At 70.6% G+C, this 15790-nt stretch carries 10 protein-coding genes; 9 read left to right on the top strand and 1 reads right to left on the bottom strand.

Annotation, left to right across the window (positions count from 1 at the left end; all coding sequences use genetic code 11):
* Positions 1 to 2579: 2579 nt before the first annotated feature.
* Positions 2580 to 2717 (bottom strand): hypothetical protein, encoded by a 138-nt coding sequence (locus tag ACRB68_RS26250; RefSeq protein WP_153536798.1) that lies wholly within the window; start codon positions 2715 to 2717, stop codon positions 2580 to 2582.
* A 941-nt stretch (positions 2718 to 3658) separates the two neighbouring features.
* Here ACRB68_RS26250 and ACRB68_RS26245 point away from each other — a divergent pair.
* The 9 genes from ACRB68_RS26245 (at position 3659) to ACRB68_RS26205 (ending at position 15771) form a co-directional block, all read left to right on the top strand.
* Positions 3659 to 5062, top strand: coding sequence for an HNH endonuclease signature motif containing protein (locus ACRB68_RS26245; RefSeq protein ID WP_153536795.1), 1404 nt, complete (start codon positions 3659 to 3661; stop codon positions 5060 to 5062).
* A gap of 936 nt (positions 5063 to 5998) precedes the next feature.
* A complete protein-coding gene (locus ACRB68_RS26240; protein WP_153536793.1) occupies positions 5999 to 7138 on the top strand; it encodes a mannosyltransferase family protein in 1140 nt (379 codons plus the stop codon).
* An 83-nt stretch (positions 7139 to 7221) separates the two neighbouring features.
* Positions 7222 to 7911: an MIP/aquaporin family protein gene (locus ACRB68_RS26235; protein WP_153536791.1), complete on the top strand. Its 690-nt coding sequence runs from the start codon at positions 7222 to 7224 to the stop codon at positions 7909 to 7911.
* Between the two features lie 30 nt (positions 7912 to 7941).
* Positions 7942 to 8649 (top strand): class I SAM-dependent methyltransferase, encoded by a 708-nt coding sequence (locus ACRB68_RS26230; RefSeq protein ID WP_153536789.1) that lies wholly within the window; start codon positions 7942 to 7944, stop codon positions 8647 to 8649.
* Positions 8650 to 8753: 104 nt separating this feature from the next.
* Positions 8754 to 9896 (top strand): glycosyltransferase family 4 protein, encoded by a 1143-nt coding sequence (locus tag ACRB68_RS26225; protein ID WP_328594802.1) that lies wholly within the window; start codon positions 8754 to 8756, stop codon positions 9894 to 9896.
* A 40-nt stretch (positions 9897 to 9936) separates the two neighbouring features.
* On the top strand, positions 9937 to 11004 hold the full coding sequence (gene manB / locus ACRB68_RS26220; protein WP_153536787.1) for a mannose-1-phosphate guanylyltransferase: 1068 nt from the start codon (positions 9937 to 9939) through the stop codon (positions 11002 to 11004).
* A 7-nt stretch (positions 11005 to 11011) separates the two neighbouring features.
* Entirely contained in the window at positions 11012 to 11914 is a 903-nt protein-coding gene (locus tag ACRB68_RS26215; protein WP_153536785.1) for a DNA-3-methyladenine glycosylase family protein, read from the top strand.
* Positions 11915 to 12219: 305 nt separating this feature from the next.
* Positions 12220 to 13140 carry a LysR family transcriptional regulator gene (locus tag ACRB68_RS26210; RefSeq protein WP_328594799.1) on the top strand — a complete coding sequence of 307 codons (921 nt, stop codon included), beginning with the start codon at positions 12220 to 12222 and terminating at the stop codon, positions 13138 to 13140.
* Positions 13141 to 13221: 81 nt separating this feature from the next.
* Positions 13222 to 15771, top strand: coding sequence for a bifunctional FO biosynthesis protein CofGH (locus tag ACRB68_RS26205; RefSeq protein WP_153536781.1), 2550 nt, complete (start codon positions 13222 to 13224; stop codon positions 15769 to 15771).
* The last annotated feature ends 19 nt before the right edge of the window (positions 15772 to 15790 follow it).

The following is a 15790-nucleotide window of genomic DNA, read 5'->3' as shown; positions in this document are numbered from 1 at the left end:
ACGCCGCTCTGGCGGCGCATAGTTGTCGTGTGCGCCTGTGCCGAGGCGGCTACTGGGACGCGGCCGGGCCATCAAGTGCTGATACCCAGGCGACGGCCCTCATCAGCCCCTGCCCTGGACCATGCGGCGGCGTACCCGGCAATCCTGCCCGGCCGTCGCCGCAGCCCTACCGTCGCAACGGCGACCGCAGACGGGCAGGAAGTGGGCGCCCAGCTCCCGTCCGCCGCCCTGCTGGGCGGCCGTTCAGCCTTGGCGCTCCCGTCGGTCTCTCTGGCGGGCCTGGGTGATTCCTTTCCACCGCGTTCCGGCCGTACTCCAGGTCAGAGGGGCGTTCCTGGGGAATCAGATTGCTGGAGCCATCACTGGGTAGGCGGAACAAGGGTCCGGGGACTATGTGCGGCCGTCCCGATGGTAAGTCCATGACGGGCGGAAAGGATTGCAAGTGCAGATGCCTAAATCGGTAGTCGCGATCATCGTCACCATCGGTCTGTCGTTCGGACTCTATATGGCCTATAGCAGAAGGGCCAGTTATGACGCACCACCATGGGTCGCTGGACTGGGAGTAGTAACCCTGATCATCATTTTCGTGGGCATGGTCATCTACTCTAAGAGAAACTCGAAAGGTAAGAGCGGCGACTCGCCCAGGTGAGAATACGGCGGATTTCAGTGCGGCAATAGAAGGTGGCCGGCCTTCCCGGCGTGAGTCAGATGACCTGCAACGCCGCCCAGAAGATGAAGGCCGGTAAAGCCGGCACTATCACTGTGCACATCCTGCTTGGCGACTCGGGGACTCCGTTGGGCTCGTCAATGGCATCACTACCGCCTACGCCACTGACGGCCTGGGATCGGCCGTCGCCACCGTCGACCAGGCCGGCGCCAAAGCCACCGGCTACACCTACACCCCCTCAGGCGAGCAGTCCGGCAAGGCTGCAGGTGACACCAACCTGGTCGGCTACACCGGCGCCCTCACCGACCCGGCCACCGGCAACCTGTACCTGTCCCACCGCTACTACGCCCCCAAGTAGGGCAGCTTCACCCAGCAGGACACCATCAACCAGCCCGTCGACCCCAAGAACGGCAACCTCTACGCCTACGTCGGCGGCGATCCCATCAACTACACCGACCCCACCGGGCAGTTCGGTTTCGGAAACCTCGCGAATGTGGGCCTTAACGCCGGCGTCGGCATCGGCGCCGGCCTGATGACCCCCGTCCTGTGCGCGGGCGCTCTCGGCGTGGGATGCATCGCGGCTGGCGCCGCAGTCGCCCTTACTGGAGGCGCTGTCGCTGGGGGACTCGGGTCGGTCATGAAGGGCAACTCTGGAAGCGCGGTTGCTGACGACACCTACGAAGGAATGCTCTCGGCGGGGCTCGGCTATGCAGGAACCTTCATCTAGGTTCCTATCTGATTACCTCGAAGGAAACGCCAATGAAAAGAATCGCGCTCGCCGGGATATGCACTGCTCTCGTTATGGCGGCACTCGGCCTCGTGGCAGGGCTGCTGGGTTTGTGGCGCCACGCCCTTGAAGCAGTAGTAGCTCTTGGCGCAGTGGGGTTCATTGGCGGCATGATCAAAGAAGTCATGGCCCAAAAAAGGAGAACTTCCAGGTAGGGAGATGGATGCCACTCCGGTTTGGTCAGGTCGGAGTGGCATCCATCGCCTTCATGGAATCCGAAAGGCCTGGATTGATGCGCAGATTTTTCTATGTCGCAGGTGTGGTCTTCCTTTTTGTTTTAGCAGGAGCTCCTTTTGCTGCCAGAGCAGCCGGAAATTCGATCCCTTCGTGGATCGGAGTTTCTGTGGGATTGCTTGCATTTGGAGGTGCTGCGGCTTATACGTGGATCCATCGAAGTGGAAGGAGAAAGGATTGAAAACTTCCGGCTATGGGCAGTGGGCGATAGTCGTAACGTAATTGATGGTCGGGGCATCGGCGGTGCACTCTCGTAATCTGCAAGATGCGCCTGATGGCCTGCTCAAAGCAGGGTCGATCGTCAAGGCGTGGACAATAAATGAGAACGCCTCGCGAAAGAGGCCATCATTGTCGCCGCCACTGGCCAGGTGGGGCTGCCGCTGCGCCGCTACCCGTCGGATATGCCGGTAAAGTGGCCCCGGCTGAGCGCCGGACGGCCCAGTCGCGCTAGTCCTGTGTGTACACCCGACGGCCTCTCCATGGTGCGCATCCAGCGATATGCGTTCTTCCCGCTGGGTTGTCTTAAACGGCGCTCCTGGCAGAGGCGATCGGGGAGTTCGCCTTCGCAGAAGGCCCGTTCGCCGTCTCACCTTCCCCATCGCGCCGGGGCGCTGCGCAAGTGACCGGCCGCCGCATGACCGTCCATGGAAAACATGCCTGGCAACGCCATCATCTGGGCCGCCAGCGGCCTGGCCTCGATGGTCGCCATCGTTGATCAGGTTTGTGGTGCGTCGATCCGCCGAAGGGGATTGAGCGCGGACTTCGGCCATGGTCAGAGACGAACGTCCATGCCAGGTCAGCATTGGGTGAGGGTGAGGGTGAGGGTGAGGGTGAGGGTGAGGGTGAGGGTGAGGGTGAGGGTGAGGGTGAGCAGGCCGTGGGCGGCGTTGTTCACTGTGGACGGGCGTCGGCGCGGGCGATCCGTTCGGCCGCCCGGCTGAGCAGGTTGGTCCTTCTGCCCGAGCCGACTTCGCCGGCGTGCCCGGCGATCTCGTTCAGGACCGGTTCCGCCTTCTGCCATGACCCCACGTGGGTCAGCTCGTTCAGCAGGTGGACCTGGTCGTTGTAGCAGGCGATACCAGCAACATCAGCGTCTTACCGGTCAGGCACAGCTGTACGACGTATGCCGCGTCGGCTCTGCGCTCGGAGGACCCCAGCCTGCGGACCGTGCCTAACAGGCTGGCCAGCTGACCGGCTCGTCCGCCTCATCCACCTGCAGACGGTGTCGTTGTCTGGTTTTTCTGCTGCCTCCTCCGGGAGGGGGAGTTGGGGTGGAGGCGGTGACGAGGGCGGGGAGGTCGGTGGCAGGGACGCGGCGGCCGGTTCCTCAATGGGAGATGCCCCAGGGTGTCAGGGCTTTGCCGTTGAGGTCGTTGGTTTATTCGGCAAGCTGCTGCTGAGGGAGGTCGAGTTTGGTGCGAGGTGTGTGATCAGGGTGCCAATGGGGCCGGTTTAAGTTAATGCGTCCGGCTGGCTTGGGGCTTGCGGGGACGTTTCGTTTTCTGCCGGTGGAAAAGCGGCGCCGAGGGGATGCGGTGGTAGGGGGCTGCGGTGAGCGTTGGTGTTAGTGGGCGTTGCGGTTAGTGTTTTGAGGGCTTGTTGTTCGGTTTCCGGCTGGTGGCCGGGCTGCGGGGCGTGTGCGTGGCGCCGCGATGCGAATTGAAGGAAGATCCAGCCGGACGGCGGTGCGGCGGTGCGGCGGGTTGTCGGGGTGCGGGTGGGTGGACGGTGAACGTGGGCCGTCGGCTGAGGCCGATGGAGACCTGGCGCGTACTGCCGGCGGGGGTCGCAATTAATGCGAAAACAATTCGGGCATTGACTGGCGAGGGGCGGATCAATCCGGCATTCCACCTCTTTCGCAAGGCGATGGATTCGCCTGGCCCGGCGAGCGATCTCGAGTGCCAGAGAAAGAAGGTAAAGAAATGCGGTGAGTAGTATCACGATCACCGTGTGTTCGATATTATTTGTGTATGCGTTCGGTGTTGGATCCGGCAGAAGTGGCCCAGATCCCCAGCGGGGATCTGGTGGCCACTTTGGCCGTGGTGACCGCCGAACTGGCCCGCCGTGAATCCCCCGAGTCGGGTGCGGTGTGCAAGGAAATCGCCGAGACGCTGAGCCGTGCTCAGGACCAGGCCGAGTATGTGATGGCCGGTCTGGTCGGGCGGGTGGACGCCACCAGCGAACAAGCCCGGTGGGGGCTGGCCTCGCCCAAGGCGTGGTTGTGCACCGGGTTGGGCATGACCGACGCCCGCGCCGCCGAGCGCCTCGCCCTGGCCCGCCAGCACCACCGCCTGACCGAAACAGCGCGCCGCTGGGCGGCAGGAGAGCTGCCGCTGGGGCAGGTCACCACCATCACCCGCGCCGTGGCCTGCCTGGACGACGAGGATGCCGCCAAGGCCGAAGAGGTGCTGCTGGGGCTGGTGGATGAGGGCTTGTCGACGCGGCGGGTGGCGCAGGTGGGCAAGCGGATTCGTGAGGTGATCGCCGACCGCGACGACACCGGCGAACCCAAAGAAGCCGCCCGCGGCTACGACCGCTCCTGGATCGCGGTGACACGGTCGCTGGACGGCGGCCGCTACCTCAAGGGCTGGCTCAACCCCGAAGACGCCGCGATCTGGGACGGCACCCTGGCCCCGCTGGCCAAGCCCGCAGGGCCGGACGACACCCGCGATGTCACCGAACGCACCGCCGCGGCCTTGTCGGCGGTGCTGGCGGGCGGCCACCGCGCCACCAAGGTGACGGTCATCTGCGACCTGGACACCCTCACCGGCGGTCAGGCCCCCGCCCGCCTCGCCGACGGCACCCCGATCCCCGCCGAGCACGCCCGTCGCATCGCCCTGTCGGCGGGGGTGTCACCGCTGCTGCTGGGCCGCGGCCACACCCCCCTCTACCTGGGCCGCACCGCCCGCTTCGCCACCACCGCACAACGCCAAGTACTGGAGACCCTCTACGACACCTGCGCCGTCCACGGCTGCGAGATCCCCGGCGCGCTGTGCGAGGTCGACCACATCACCGGCTGGGCCCTGAACGGATGCCCCACCGACATCGACCGGCTCGCCCTGTGCTGCGGCTGGCACAACCGCTTCAAACACACCCACCCCGACCAAATCCACATCACCCACGACGGCCACCGCTACATCTACCGGCTACTCCCGCCCCCGGACCACCGCCCGCACCTCACACCCACGCGCGAAGCCACCGAGCGGGACGCCAGTGGACGGCACACTGGCGAGCGCAACCCCTGGCTGGGGCCCGTGCCGCACGTGCCGACCCCCAGCCGGCCGCCCCAGAGACAGCACACCGGCCTCGGCGCCCGGCCGCACCGCCGAACCCAGCCCCCGCCCCCGGCCACCAATCACCCCCAGCGGACATAACCCCCCTAGCTCCAGCAGGAACCGCGCCGCCGCACCGCATCTACCACCGCACCGGCTCACCCGGCCGGCACCCACCCGCGCCCTGCCCGCCACCAGCGTCAGAGACGCGCCCACCGCCCAACCCGCTCGCGCTCGAGCAACCGCGACCCTCAGGGCACGCGCAGACAGCCGGCTACCACCAGAGCGGACGCCCGCAGCGGAGCGGCCACACCACGCAGGCGGCAGCTGAGCACTTCACTCAGCTCCCGCCCCGACCTCGCTCCGCCCCCAACGAAGCGAGCCCGAACACCCCGCTCTCGCCGGGCAAGTGCAGAAAGCGCCAAGCCCTCACCGAAGCGGGCGCCGACGAGTCACCCGCAGCGGGCAGGCGGCAGCTGCTACTTCCCCAAGGCCTCGTCTCCGCCAAGCAGCGCTCGACGGACCCGCCCCGGCTCCTCACCCTCCTCGCGGGCTGGTGCTCTGGGTGATGAAAGGAACACGGAGTGGAAAGGGGTGGGGGATGGACGCGCAGCGGTTCGGAGGGCCGCCTCGGTTGTACTCGTGGGACGTCGAGTGTGTGGGAGCGGCCGGGGTCACCGATGATCCTGGGCGCGCGATCGACCACGTCAACGCCGCGCTGCGAGCTGCTCCGCCTAGGGCGTGCGCGAGTGTGAAGCGGGTTCATCTGTCCAGTGGGCTGGAGCCCGGTTACCGGGTCGTGAGGGAGGTCGGGCGCGCACGGCGTGATCGGGTCACCGGCGATGTCGCCTGGGAGTTCTGAATGCCGTGCGCTGGTACGGGGCAGGGCGGATGCGATAAATCCGGATACGAACAGTGCGTGAAGATCTTGTGCAGGCGAGGTCGTCAGCGGGTCGGCGGCCCTGTTCCGCGGGGATCATTTGCGGGCAGGATCCGCCCACCGTGCTCGTTTCCTAGTGCAAAGGCCCTCATCCGCTGATGGACGTCTCCGATATCGCCGCCGACCGGTCGGTTGCGCCGGATGTTCGCCGGCGCGTGGCCGATCCGCTGGTACTCGCGGTGGGCGGTTACCTTTTTGTCCGGTTGGTCGCGATCGGGCTTCTGTGGCTCTGGGCCCGGTCGGTGCATCGGCCGCTGAGCGGTGTGCTGGGGCGGAAATGGGACGCGGTCCACTACATCAATCTGGCGCAGCATGGCTACGACCACGGCGCGGGGCAGAGCAATCTCGCGTTCTTCCCGCTCTATCCGGGCCTGGTTCGCGTTGTCGATGCGGTCTCTCCCGGCAGTACGGTCGCTGCGGGCATTGCCGTGGCCTGGGTGGCGGGGCTGGTCGCGGCGTGGGGCATCTACCGGCTCGGTGCCTTTCTGCATGACGCTCGTACCGGCATCGCACTGGCCGTGCTCTGGGGGGTGATTCCGCATGCGGTTGTGGAATCCATGGCCTACAGCGAGAGCCTGTTCACCGCGCTTTGCGTCTGGTCCCTCTACTGCGTGCTCGCCCGCAGATGGGTCGCCGCGGGCATGCTCTGCTTATTGGCCGGGCTCAGTCGGCCTACGGCTACCGCGCTCATCGCGGCTGTCTGCCTTGCGGCCTTGGTCGCTGTCTTTGAGCGGCCGGCTGACTGGCGGCCCTGGGCCGCGTTGGTGCTCGCACCGCTGGGGTGGGTCGGTTATCTCGCTTGGGTCGCTCATCGTGTGGGCAGGGCCGACGGGTGGTTCTACGTCCAGAGCCACGGCTGGGGCAGTTCTTTCGACGGCGGCCGGTTCACCGTGACGGAAGGTGCCCGGTTGCTCTCCAAGTCGGCGCCGCTCGATCCTTATCTCGTCACTCTTGTTCTGGTCATTGCGGTCGCTTTGTTCGTCATCACGTTGTGTGACCGGCAGCCCTGGCCACTGCTGGTCTACAGCGCTCTTCTTCTCGTGACGGCCCTCGGCGGGGCTGGCTACTACCACGCCAAGGCCCGGTTTCTTGTTGCCGCCGTTCCCTTGCTGGTTCCGGTGGCCGCTGGCTTTGCCAAGGCCCGCACCGGGACGAAGGTCGTCCTTTTCGCGGTGCTCACCCTTGTCTCGGGGTATCTGGGCGGCTATCTGCTTCTGGTCTGGACGCGCTCCCCCTGAAGCTGACCTGATCTTGGGCATAGCTTCACCGACGATCAGGCATCTCCTGTTCTGTGACGTTCGTCGCCGACAGGGAGAACCGCATGGAAGTCGAACGGCAGTGGAAGTACCTGGCCGAGTTCCTGGGGACGGCCCTCCTGGTGTTCTTCGCCGTCGGCAGCGCCTGTTTCGGGAAGGCCGAGCTCGGCGCCCTCGGGATCGGGCTGGTCTTCGGCCTGACGCTCTACGGGCTTGCCTACGCGTTCACGCCGATCTCCGGGTGCCATGTGAACCCCGCGGTGACCGTGGCCCAGCTGGTGGTGGGACGGATCTCGGTGCCCGACGCCGTCGGCTACATCGTCGCGCAGGTGCTGGGCGGCATCGCGGGCGCGGCGCTGATCCACGCCGTCGCGGGCGCGGGGGGCATCGCGCTGCAGGTGCAGGGCGCCAACGGCTACGGGCATCCGAAGTACGTCGGGGCGGGCGGCGCCTTCGTGCTGGAGATCATCCTGACGTTCATGCTGGTCTTCGTGGTCTTCCGGGCCACCGGGCCGAGCGCCGGCGCGGCCATCGGCCTCACCCTGGGCGTGGTCAACCTGGTCGGCATCCCGCTGGACGGCGCCTCCGCCAACCCGGCCCGCTCGATCGGCCCGGCCCTCTGGGACGGCTCGCACGCCATCGGGCAGCTGTGGCTCTTCATCATCGCGCCCCTGATCGGCGGGATCCTGGCCGCGCTGGTGGCGCGGCTCTTCGCGCCCGTCGTCGACCCGTACGCGCCGGCCGCCGGTGACTGAATGCAGCCGCGCGTCGTTCCGCTCGGGCCGATGAAACTCTCGGATGTGGTCGCCTTCATGGGGCACCAGGTGCATGTCTGCCGGTACCGCGAGGCCGGGACGCTCCTCGGCTGGATGGGGCGCGACCTGCGCGGGCGGCGGGTGCTCGACGTCGCCGGCGGGGACGGCTACTGGGCCGGGCGGGCCCGGCGGCGGGGCGCGCGGGCGGTGTCGATCGACCTGGCGCGCAAGAAGATGGAGTACGGGCGCACGCTCGCGCACGCCCCCGCGCTGATCGAGTGCGACGCGCTGCGGCTGCCGTTCGCCGGCGGGTCGTTCGACGCGGTCCTGTCGGTCTGCGCGATCGAGCACTTCGACGACGGCGGCGCGTCGCTGGAGGAGATGGCGCGGGTGCTGCGCCCCGGCGGGCAGGTCTTCATGTCGGCCGACGTGCTGAGCCGCGCCGACGCCTGGCCGAAGCTGCGCGACGCGCACAAGGCCAAGTACCACGTGCAGCACACCTACACGCACCAGAGCCTGCGGGGGCTGATGGAGGAGCGCGGCCTGGAGCTGGTCCGGCACTCCTACCAGTTCCGGACGGCCGCGGCCGAGCGGCTCTACCTCTCGCTTTCGGCGTACGGCGGCAAAGTGGGCTTCAACGCGGCCGCCCCCCTGGCCCCGCTGGTCGCGCTCGGCGACCGCGGCGCGCCGAACGAGCGGGGCAGCATCGTCCTCGTGCAGGCGCGCAAGAGAGGGTGATCTTCCGTGCGGGGCGTCCTGCTCTGAGCGGTCGATCGGCGTAGGCTCGGAACGTAATGAGTGATCTACGCCACCCCGGCTGAGCCGGGGGATGGGGGTGAACCGTGGCGCCTCGGATTCTGCTCGACGCCACAGCGGCGCCGGCCGACCGCGGGGGGCTCGGGCGCTATGTCGACGGCCTGCTGGCCGCGCTGCACGAACTCGGCGCCGACCTGGCGGTCGCGTGCCAGCGCGCCGACGAGGAACGGTACGCGGCGCTCGTGCCGGGGGCGCGGGTGGTGGCGGGCCCGACGGCGCTGGCGCACCGCGCGTCCCGGCTGTCGTGGGAACAGACGGGCCTGCCGCACGTGGCCGAGCAGGTGGGGGCCGACGTCATCCACCTGCCGTCCTACACGATCCCGGTGCATCCGGGGCGGCCGACGGTGGTGACCATCCACGACGTGACGCTGTTCGCCGAGCCCGACGGCGGCGACCCGCTGCGCGCCACGTACGTGCGGTCGGCGACGCGGACGGCGGCGCGCCGCGCGACCCGGCTCATCGCGCCGTCCCGGGCGACCCGCGACGAGCTGGTCGCGCTGGTCGGCGCCGACGCCGGGAACATCGACGTGGCCTACCACGGCGTCGACCACGCGGTGTTCCACCCGCCGTCGACGGCCGAGGCCGAGCGCGTCTCGGACCGGCTCGGCCTGCACGGGCTGCCCTACGTCGCCTACCTGGGCGCGCTGGAGCCGCGCAAGAACGTGCCGAACCTGATCCGCGGCTGGGTGCGGGCGTGCGCGGAGCTGACCGGCCCGCCCGCGCTGGTGCTGGCCGGCAGCGGCGGCTGGGACGACGAGGTGGACGCGGCGCTGGCGACGGTGCCGCTGCAGCTGAAGGTGGTGCGGCCCGGCTACCTGCCGTGGTCGGCGCTGCGCGGCCTGTTCGGCGGCGCGCTGGTGGTGGCGCTGCCGAGCCGCGGCGAGGGGTTCGGGCTGCCGGTGCTGGAGGCGATGGCGTGCGGCGCGCCGGTGCTGACGACGCGGCGCGGCCCGCTGCCGGAGGTCGGCGGCGACGCGGTCGCCTACACCGAGCCGGACGCGGCCGGCATCGCCGCGGCGCTGACCTCGCTGATCGGCGACCCGGCCAAGCGCAAGCGGCTGGCCGACGCGGCGGCGGCGCGGTCGCGGCGGTTCAGCTGGCGGGCGTCGGCGGAGGCGCACCTGGCGTCCTACGAGCGGGCCGTGGCGCAGTACGCGGCGGCGCGCTGATCGGGCGGCAGTAAGCTCTCCCGAGCGAGGAAGGAGTCCCTTGGAAGCGATCTTGTTGGTCGGGGGGCAGGGCACCAGGCTGCGTCCACTGACCATTTCCACCCCCAAGCCCTTGCTGCCCACGGCGGGGGTGGCCTTCCTCGCGCATCAGCTCGCGCGCGCGCACGCGGCGGGGGTGACGCGCATCGTCTTCGCGACGTCCTACCGCGCGGAGATGTTCGAGGCCGCGTTCGGCGTCCGGGCGCACGGGGTGGAGCTGGTCTATGTCAGCGAGGCCGAGCCGCTCGGCACCGGCGGCGCGATCCGCAACGCCGCGCGCGCGCTGACCAGCGGCCCCGACGACCCGGTGCTCATCCTCAACGGCGACATCCTGTCCGGCCACGACGTGCAGGCGCAGGTCGCGCTGCACGAGAAGGCCGGCGCGGCGGTGACGCTGCACCTGACCGAGGTCGACGACCCGTCCCGGTTCGGCGTGGTGCCGACCGACGGCGAGGGCCGCGTCACCGCGTTCCTGGAGAAGGCGGCGCGGCCGGTCACCAACCAGATCAACGCGGGCTGCTACGTGTTCCGCCGCTCGGCGATCGACACCATTCCCGAGGGGGAGGTCGTGTCGGTCGAGCGCGAGACGTTCCCCGGCCTGATCGCCTCGGGCGCGGTGGTGATGGGCCACGTGGAGTCGGCGTACTGGCTGGACGTCGGCACGCCCGAGGCGTTCGTGCAGGGCTCGCGCGACCTGGTGCTCGGGAAGATCGCCTCGTCGGCGATGCCGGGCGAGCCGGGCGACCGCCTGGTCCTGGACGGCGCGGTGGTGTCGCCGGGCGCGGTGGTGCGCGGCGGCACGACGGTCGGGCGCGGCGCGGAGATCGAGGCGGGCGCGACCGTGCTCGGCAGCGTCCTGCAGGACGGCGCGTTCGTCTCCGAGGGCGCCACCGTGCGCGACTCGGTGATCGGCCGCGGCGCGCGGGTCGGCGCGGGCGCGGTGCTGGACGGCGCGATCCTCGGCGACGGCGCGTCGGTCGGTCCCGGCAACGAGCTGCGCGGCGGCCTGCGCCTCTGGCCCGGGATCTCGCTGCCGCCGACCGCGGTGCGGTTCTCCACCGACGCCTGACGAGCCCATGACGGTTCAGGTGGCGGACGCGCTCCGGCGGGAGTGGCGTCCGCCCTGGCCGCTGGACCTGCACCGGGTCCTGTCACCGCACCAGCGCGGGGTGGGCGATCCGGCCTTCACGGTGGACCCCGACGGGGCCGTCCGGCGCGCCTCGTTCACGCCCGACGGCCCCGGCACGCTGCGGCTCGCCCTGTCCGGCGGCGTCGTCCACGCCATGGCGTGGGGGCCGGGTGGGGCCTGGCTGCTGGAGGGCGTCCCCGACCTGCTCGGCGCGGCCGACCCGGCCGAGGAGTTCGACCCCGCCGGGCATCCGCTGCTGACCCGGCTGGTGCGGGCGAGCCCGGGGTTGCGGATCGGCCGGACGGGCCGCGTCTTCGAGGCCCTGGTCCCGGCCGTGCTGGAGCAGAAGGTCACCACGACCGAGGCGTGGCGCGCCTGGCGGTACCTGGTCCGCCGCTTCGGCGCGTCCGCGCCGGGCGCCCCCGACCTGCGGGTCCCGCCGCCGCCGGAGGTCTGGGCGCGCATCCCGTCGTGGGAGTGGCACCGCGCGGGCGCCGAGGCCGTCCGCGCCCGGACGATCATCGGGGCGGCGCGGGTCGCGGCGAGCCTGGAGCGGGACACGGCCGAGGCCCGGCTGCGCACGCTGCCGGGCATCGGGGTCTGGACGGCGGCCGAGATCCGCCAGCGCGCGGCCGGCGATCCCGACGCCGTCTCGGTGGGCGACTACCACCTGTCCGGCCAGGTCGGCTGGGCGCTGGTGGGCCGCAAGGTCGACGACGCCGCGATGCTGGAGCTGCTGGCGCCGTTCGCCGGGCACCGCCACCGGGTCACCCGGCTGCTTGGAGGGTCCGGCGGCGCTCCGCCGCGGCGCGGTCCGCGGATGCCGGTGCGGGACTACCGCTCTTTCTGATCTGATCGGCCCGGCGGGCGCGGGTTCTGCGCTGCCAGAAGGAGTTCGGGGCCCAGTCCAGGCCGTCGCGGGTGTCGGCGCCGAACAGGGCGGCGAGCAGGCCGGCGGCGGCGGTGATGAGGGCGAGGGCGAGCAGTGCGTACATGGGAACGCGTCCTTTCGTGCCGGTTGTCACGTGTGGGCCCTGGCCGGGGCCCGGGACGTTCCCGCGGGTTCGTACCTCCAGTGTGAAGCGCGGGATCCTTCAGGTCCAGCGACCTTTGCTGCAGTGTTCGTGTAAGAATCGCTTCACTATGTTGGATCTGGTGCGTTTGCGCGTTCTGCTGGAATTGCGGCGGCGGGGCACGGCGGGCGCGGTCGCGGACGCCCTCGGCTACAGCCCCTCGGCGGTCTCCCAGCAGCTCGCGCAGCTCCAGCGGGACGTCGGCGTGCCGGTGGTCGAGCGGGCGGGCCGGCGGCTGCGGCTGACCGAGGCGGGCGAGGTGCTGGCCGAGCACGCCGAGTCGCTGCTGGAGGCGGCGCGGCGCGCCGAGGAGCACGCCTTGGCCGCGAGCGGCCGGGTCACCGGCACCGTCCGCGTCGTGGGGTTCCAGACCGCGATCCTGCACCTGCTAGCGCCCGCGCTGCCGCGGCTCGCCGGCGCCTACCCCGACCTGGTCGTGGACGTGCTCGACGACGAGTACGTGCGCATCCTGCAGGCCCTGGTACTGCAGGAGGTCGACCTGGTGCTGTCGGGGGAGTACTCCCACCTCGGCGCCCCGCCCCGTCCCGAGCTGGCGTCCGAGGCGCTGTTCGACGAGCCGATGCGGATCCTGCTGCCCGCCGCGCACCCGCTCGCCGCGGGGCCGGGCCGGGTCCGGATGGCCGACCTCGCGGGCGCCACCTGGGCCACCGGTCATCTCGGCACCAACCACGCCAACCTGCTGGAGCACACCTGCCTGGAGCTCGGCGGGTTCCGGCCGCGGGTGCGCTACCGCAGCAACGACCTGCTGGTCATCTTCGCGATGGTGCAGCGCGGCGCCGCCGCGTTCGTCCCGGACCTGTCGCTGGCCGAGGAGCAGCCGGGCGTCGCGGTGCGCGAGCTGGAGGGCGGGATGCGCCGCCGGATGGTGATGTGGTGGCGGGCCGGCGGGGAGCCGCGCCCGGCGGTGTGCGCGGTGCAGGAGGAGATCCGCCGCGCCGCCGCCGAGCTGGTCGCGAATCGACCGTCGCTGCTGCGGGAATAGATCACCGCGGGGGACCGCTGATCACCGTGAACGGGTCCCCGCCCGTCCCGCGAATATGACGATTGGCATAGAGTGCCGGGCATGACAGGTGTGACGGAGAACGCCCTGCGGCGGGCCCTGGCCCGTGCTCGTGACGGCAAGACACTCGACCAGGACGAGGCCACCGTGCTGCTGCACGCGCGCGGTGCGCAGCTGGACGACCTGCTGGCCCACGCCGCCCGGACCCGCGACGCGGGCCTGGAGGCGGCCGGCCGGCCCGGCGTCGTCACCTACAGCCGCAAGGTCTTCATCCCGCTGACCCGGCTCTGCCGCGACCGCTGTGGCTACTGCACCTTCGCCACCGTGCCGCACCGGCTGGAGTCGCCCTACCTCAGCCCCGACGAGGTGCTGGAGATCGCCCGGCAGGGCGCCGCGCTGGGGTGCAAGGAGGCGCTGTTCACCCTCGGCGACCGCCCCGAGGACCGGTGGAAGCCCGCCCGCGAATGGCTGGACGCGCACGGCTACGACGACACCCTCTCCTACGTGCGCGCGATGGCGATCCGGGTGCTGGAGGAGACCGGCCTGCTGCCGCACCTGAACCCCGGCGTGCTGACCTGGCGCGACTTCCAGCGCCTGAAGCCGGTCGCGCCGTCGATGGGCATGATGCTGGAGACGACCGCGACGCGGCTGTTCACCGAGAAGGGCGGCCCGCACTTCGGCTCGCCCGACAAGGACCCGGCGGTGCGGCTGCGGGTGCTGGAGGACGCCGGGCGCGTCAACGTCCCCTTCACCACCGGCATCCTGATCGGCATCGGCGAGACCGTCGCCGAGCGCGCCGACGCGCTGTTCGCGATCCGCCGGACGATGCGCGAGTACGGCGCGATCCAGGAAGTGATCGTGCAGAACTTCCGCGCCAAGCCCGACACCAAGATGATGGCCACCCCGGACGCCGAGCTGGAGGAGCTGGCCGCCACGATCGCGGTGGCGCGGCTCGTCCTCGGCCCGAAGGCCCGCATCCAGGCGCCGCCGAACCTGGTGGACCGCGAGTACGCGCTGATGCTGCGGGCCGGCATCGACGACTGGGGCGGGGTGTCGCCGCTGACGCCCGACCACGTCAACCCCGAGCGGCCCTGGCCGCAGATCGACGAGCTGGCCGCGCGCACCGCCGAGGCCGGGTTCACGCTGCGCGAGCGCCTGACGATCTACCCCGAGTACGTCCGGCGCGGCGAGCCGTGGCTGGACCCGCGCCTGGCCGCGCACGTCGCCGCGCTCGCCGACCCCGCGACCGGCCTCGCCCGCGAGGACGCCGTCCTGGAGGGCCGCCCCTGGCAGGAGCCCGACGGAGGGTTCACCGCGTCCGGCCGCACCGACCTGCACGTGGAGATCGACACCACCGGCCGCACCACCGACCGCCGCGACGACTTCGACGAGGTCTACGGCGACTGGGACGCCCTGAAGGACCGCATGTCGGCGCCGCAGCGGTTCGACTCCTCGGTCAAGGACGCGCTCGCCGCCGCCGAACGCGACCCGGCCGGCCTGACCGACGACCAGGCCCTCGCCCTGCTGCACGCCGACGGCCCCGAGCTCGCCGCGCTGACGAAACTGGCCGACGACCTGCGTCGCGACGTGGTCGGCGACGAGGTCACCTACGTCGTCACCCGCAACATCAACTTCACCAACGTCTGCTACACCGGCTGCCGGTTCTGCGCGTTCGCCCAGCGCCGCACCGACGCCGACGCCTACACCCTGTCCCTGCAGCAGGTCGGCGACCGGGTGGACGAGGCGTGGGCGGCGGGCGCCACCGAGATCTGCATGCAGGGCGGCATCCACCCCGACCTGCCCGGCACCGCCTACTTCGACCTCGCCCGCGAGGTGAAGCGCCGCGCGCCGGAGATCCACCTGCACTCCTACAGCCCGATGGAGGTCGTCAACGGCGCGAGCCGCACCGACCTGTCCATCCGGGAGTGGCTGACCGCCGCCAAGGAGGCGGGCGTCGACTCGCTGCCGGGCACCGCCGCCGAGATCCTCGACGACGAGGTCCGCTGGGTGCTGACCAAGGGCAAGCTGCCCACCGACCAGTGGGTGGAGGTCGTCACCACCGCGCACGAGCTCGGCATCCCGACGACGTCCACGATGATGTACGGGCACGTCGACACCCCGGCGCACTGGGTCGGGCACCTGCGGCTGCTCCGCTCGATCCAGGAGCGCACCGGCGGGTTCAGCGAGTTCGTGCTGCTGCCGTTCGTGCACCACAACTCGCCGATCTACCTGGCCGGGCTGGCCCGCCCGGGGCCGACCGCGCGCGAGAACGTCGCGGTGCACGCGCTCGCCCGGATCATGCTGCACGGCGCGATCGACAACATCCAGACGTCCTGGGTGAAGCTCGGCGACGAGCTGTGCACGCGGGTGCTGCAGGGCGGTGTCAACGACCTCGGCGGCACGCTGATGGAGGAGACCATCAGCCGGATGGCCGGGTCGGAGAACGGCTCGTTCAAGGCGATCAGCGGGCTGGAGGCCATCGCGGCGGCGGCCGGGCGGCCGTCCCGCCAGCGCACGACCCTCTACGGGCAGGTCCCGGCCGAGCGGATCGAGGCCGCCCGCCGCACCGACGGCATCGGGCATTTCGGGAACCTGCCGCTGGTCACCCGTTGACGCCGCAATCCCGGTATTA

The organism is Actinomadura macrotermitis, from assembly GCF_009604375.1.
Taxonomy (GTDB): Bacteria; Actinomycetota; Actinomycetes; order Streptosporangiales; family Streptosporangiaceae; genus Spirillospora; species Spirillospora macrotermitis.
This window is presented reverse-complemented; position numbering and strand designations above follow the sequence as displayed.

What these genes read in the sequence shown, in the direction of transcription:
- ACRB68_RS26245 (WP_153536795.1), top strand. Translation starts at nt 3,659, where the DNA reads ATGCGTTCGGTGTTGGATCCGGCAGAAGTGGCCCAGATCCCCAGCGGG.
- ACRB68_RS26240 (WP_153536793.1), top strand. Translation starts at nt 5,999, where the DNA reads ATGGACGTCTCCGATATCGCCGCCGACCGGTCGGTTGCGCCGGATGTT.
- ACRB68_RS26235 (WP_153536791.1), top strand. Translation starts at nt 7,222, where the DNA reads ATGGAAGTCGAACGGCAGTGGAAGTACCTGGCCGAGTTCCTGGGGACG.
- ACRB68_RS26230 (WP_153536789.1), top strand. Translation starts at nt 7,942, where the DNA reads ATGAAACTCTCGGATGTGGTCGCCTTCATGGGGCACCAGGTGCATGTC.
- ACRB68_RS26215 (WP_153536785.1), top strand. Translation starts at nt 11,012, where the DNA reads ATGACGGTTCAGGTGGCGGACGCGCTCCGGCGGGAGTGGCGTCCGCCC.
- ACRB68_RS26205 (WP_153536781.1), top strand. Translation starts at nt 13,222, where the DNA reads ATGACAGGTGTGACGGAGAACGCCCTGCGGCGGGCCCTGGCCCGTGCT.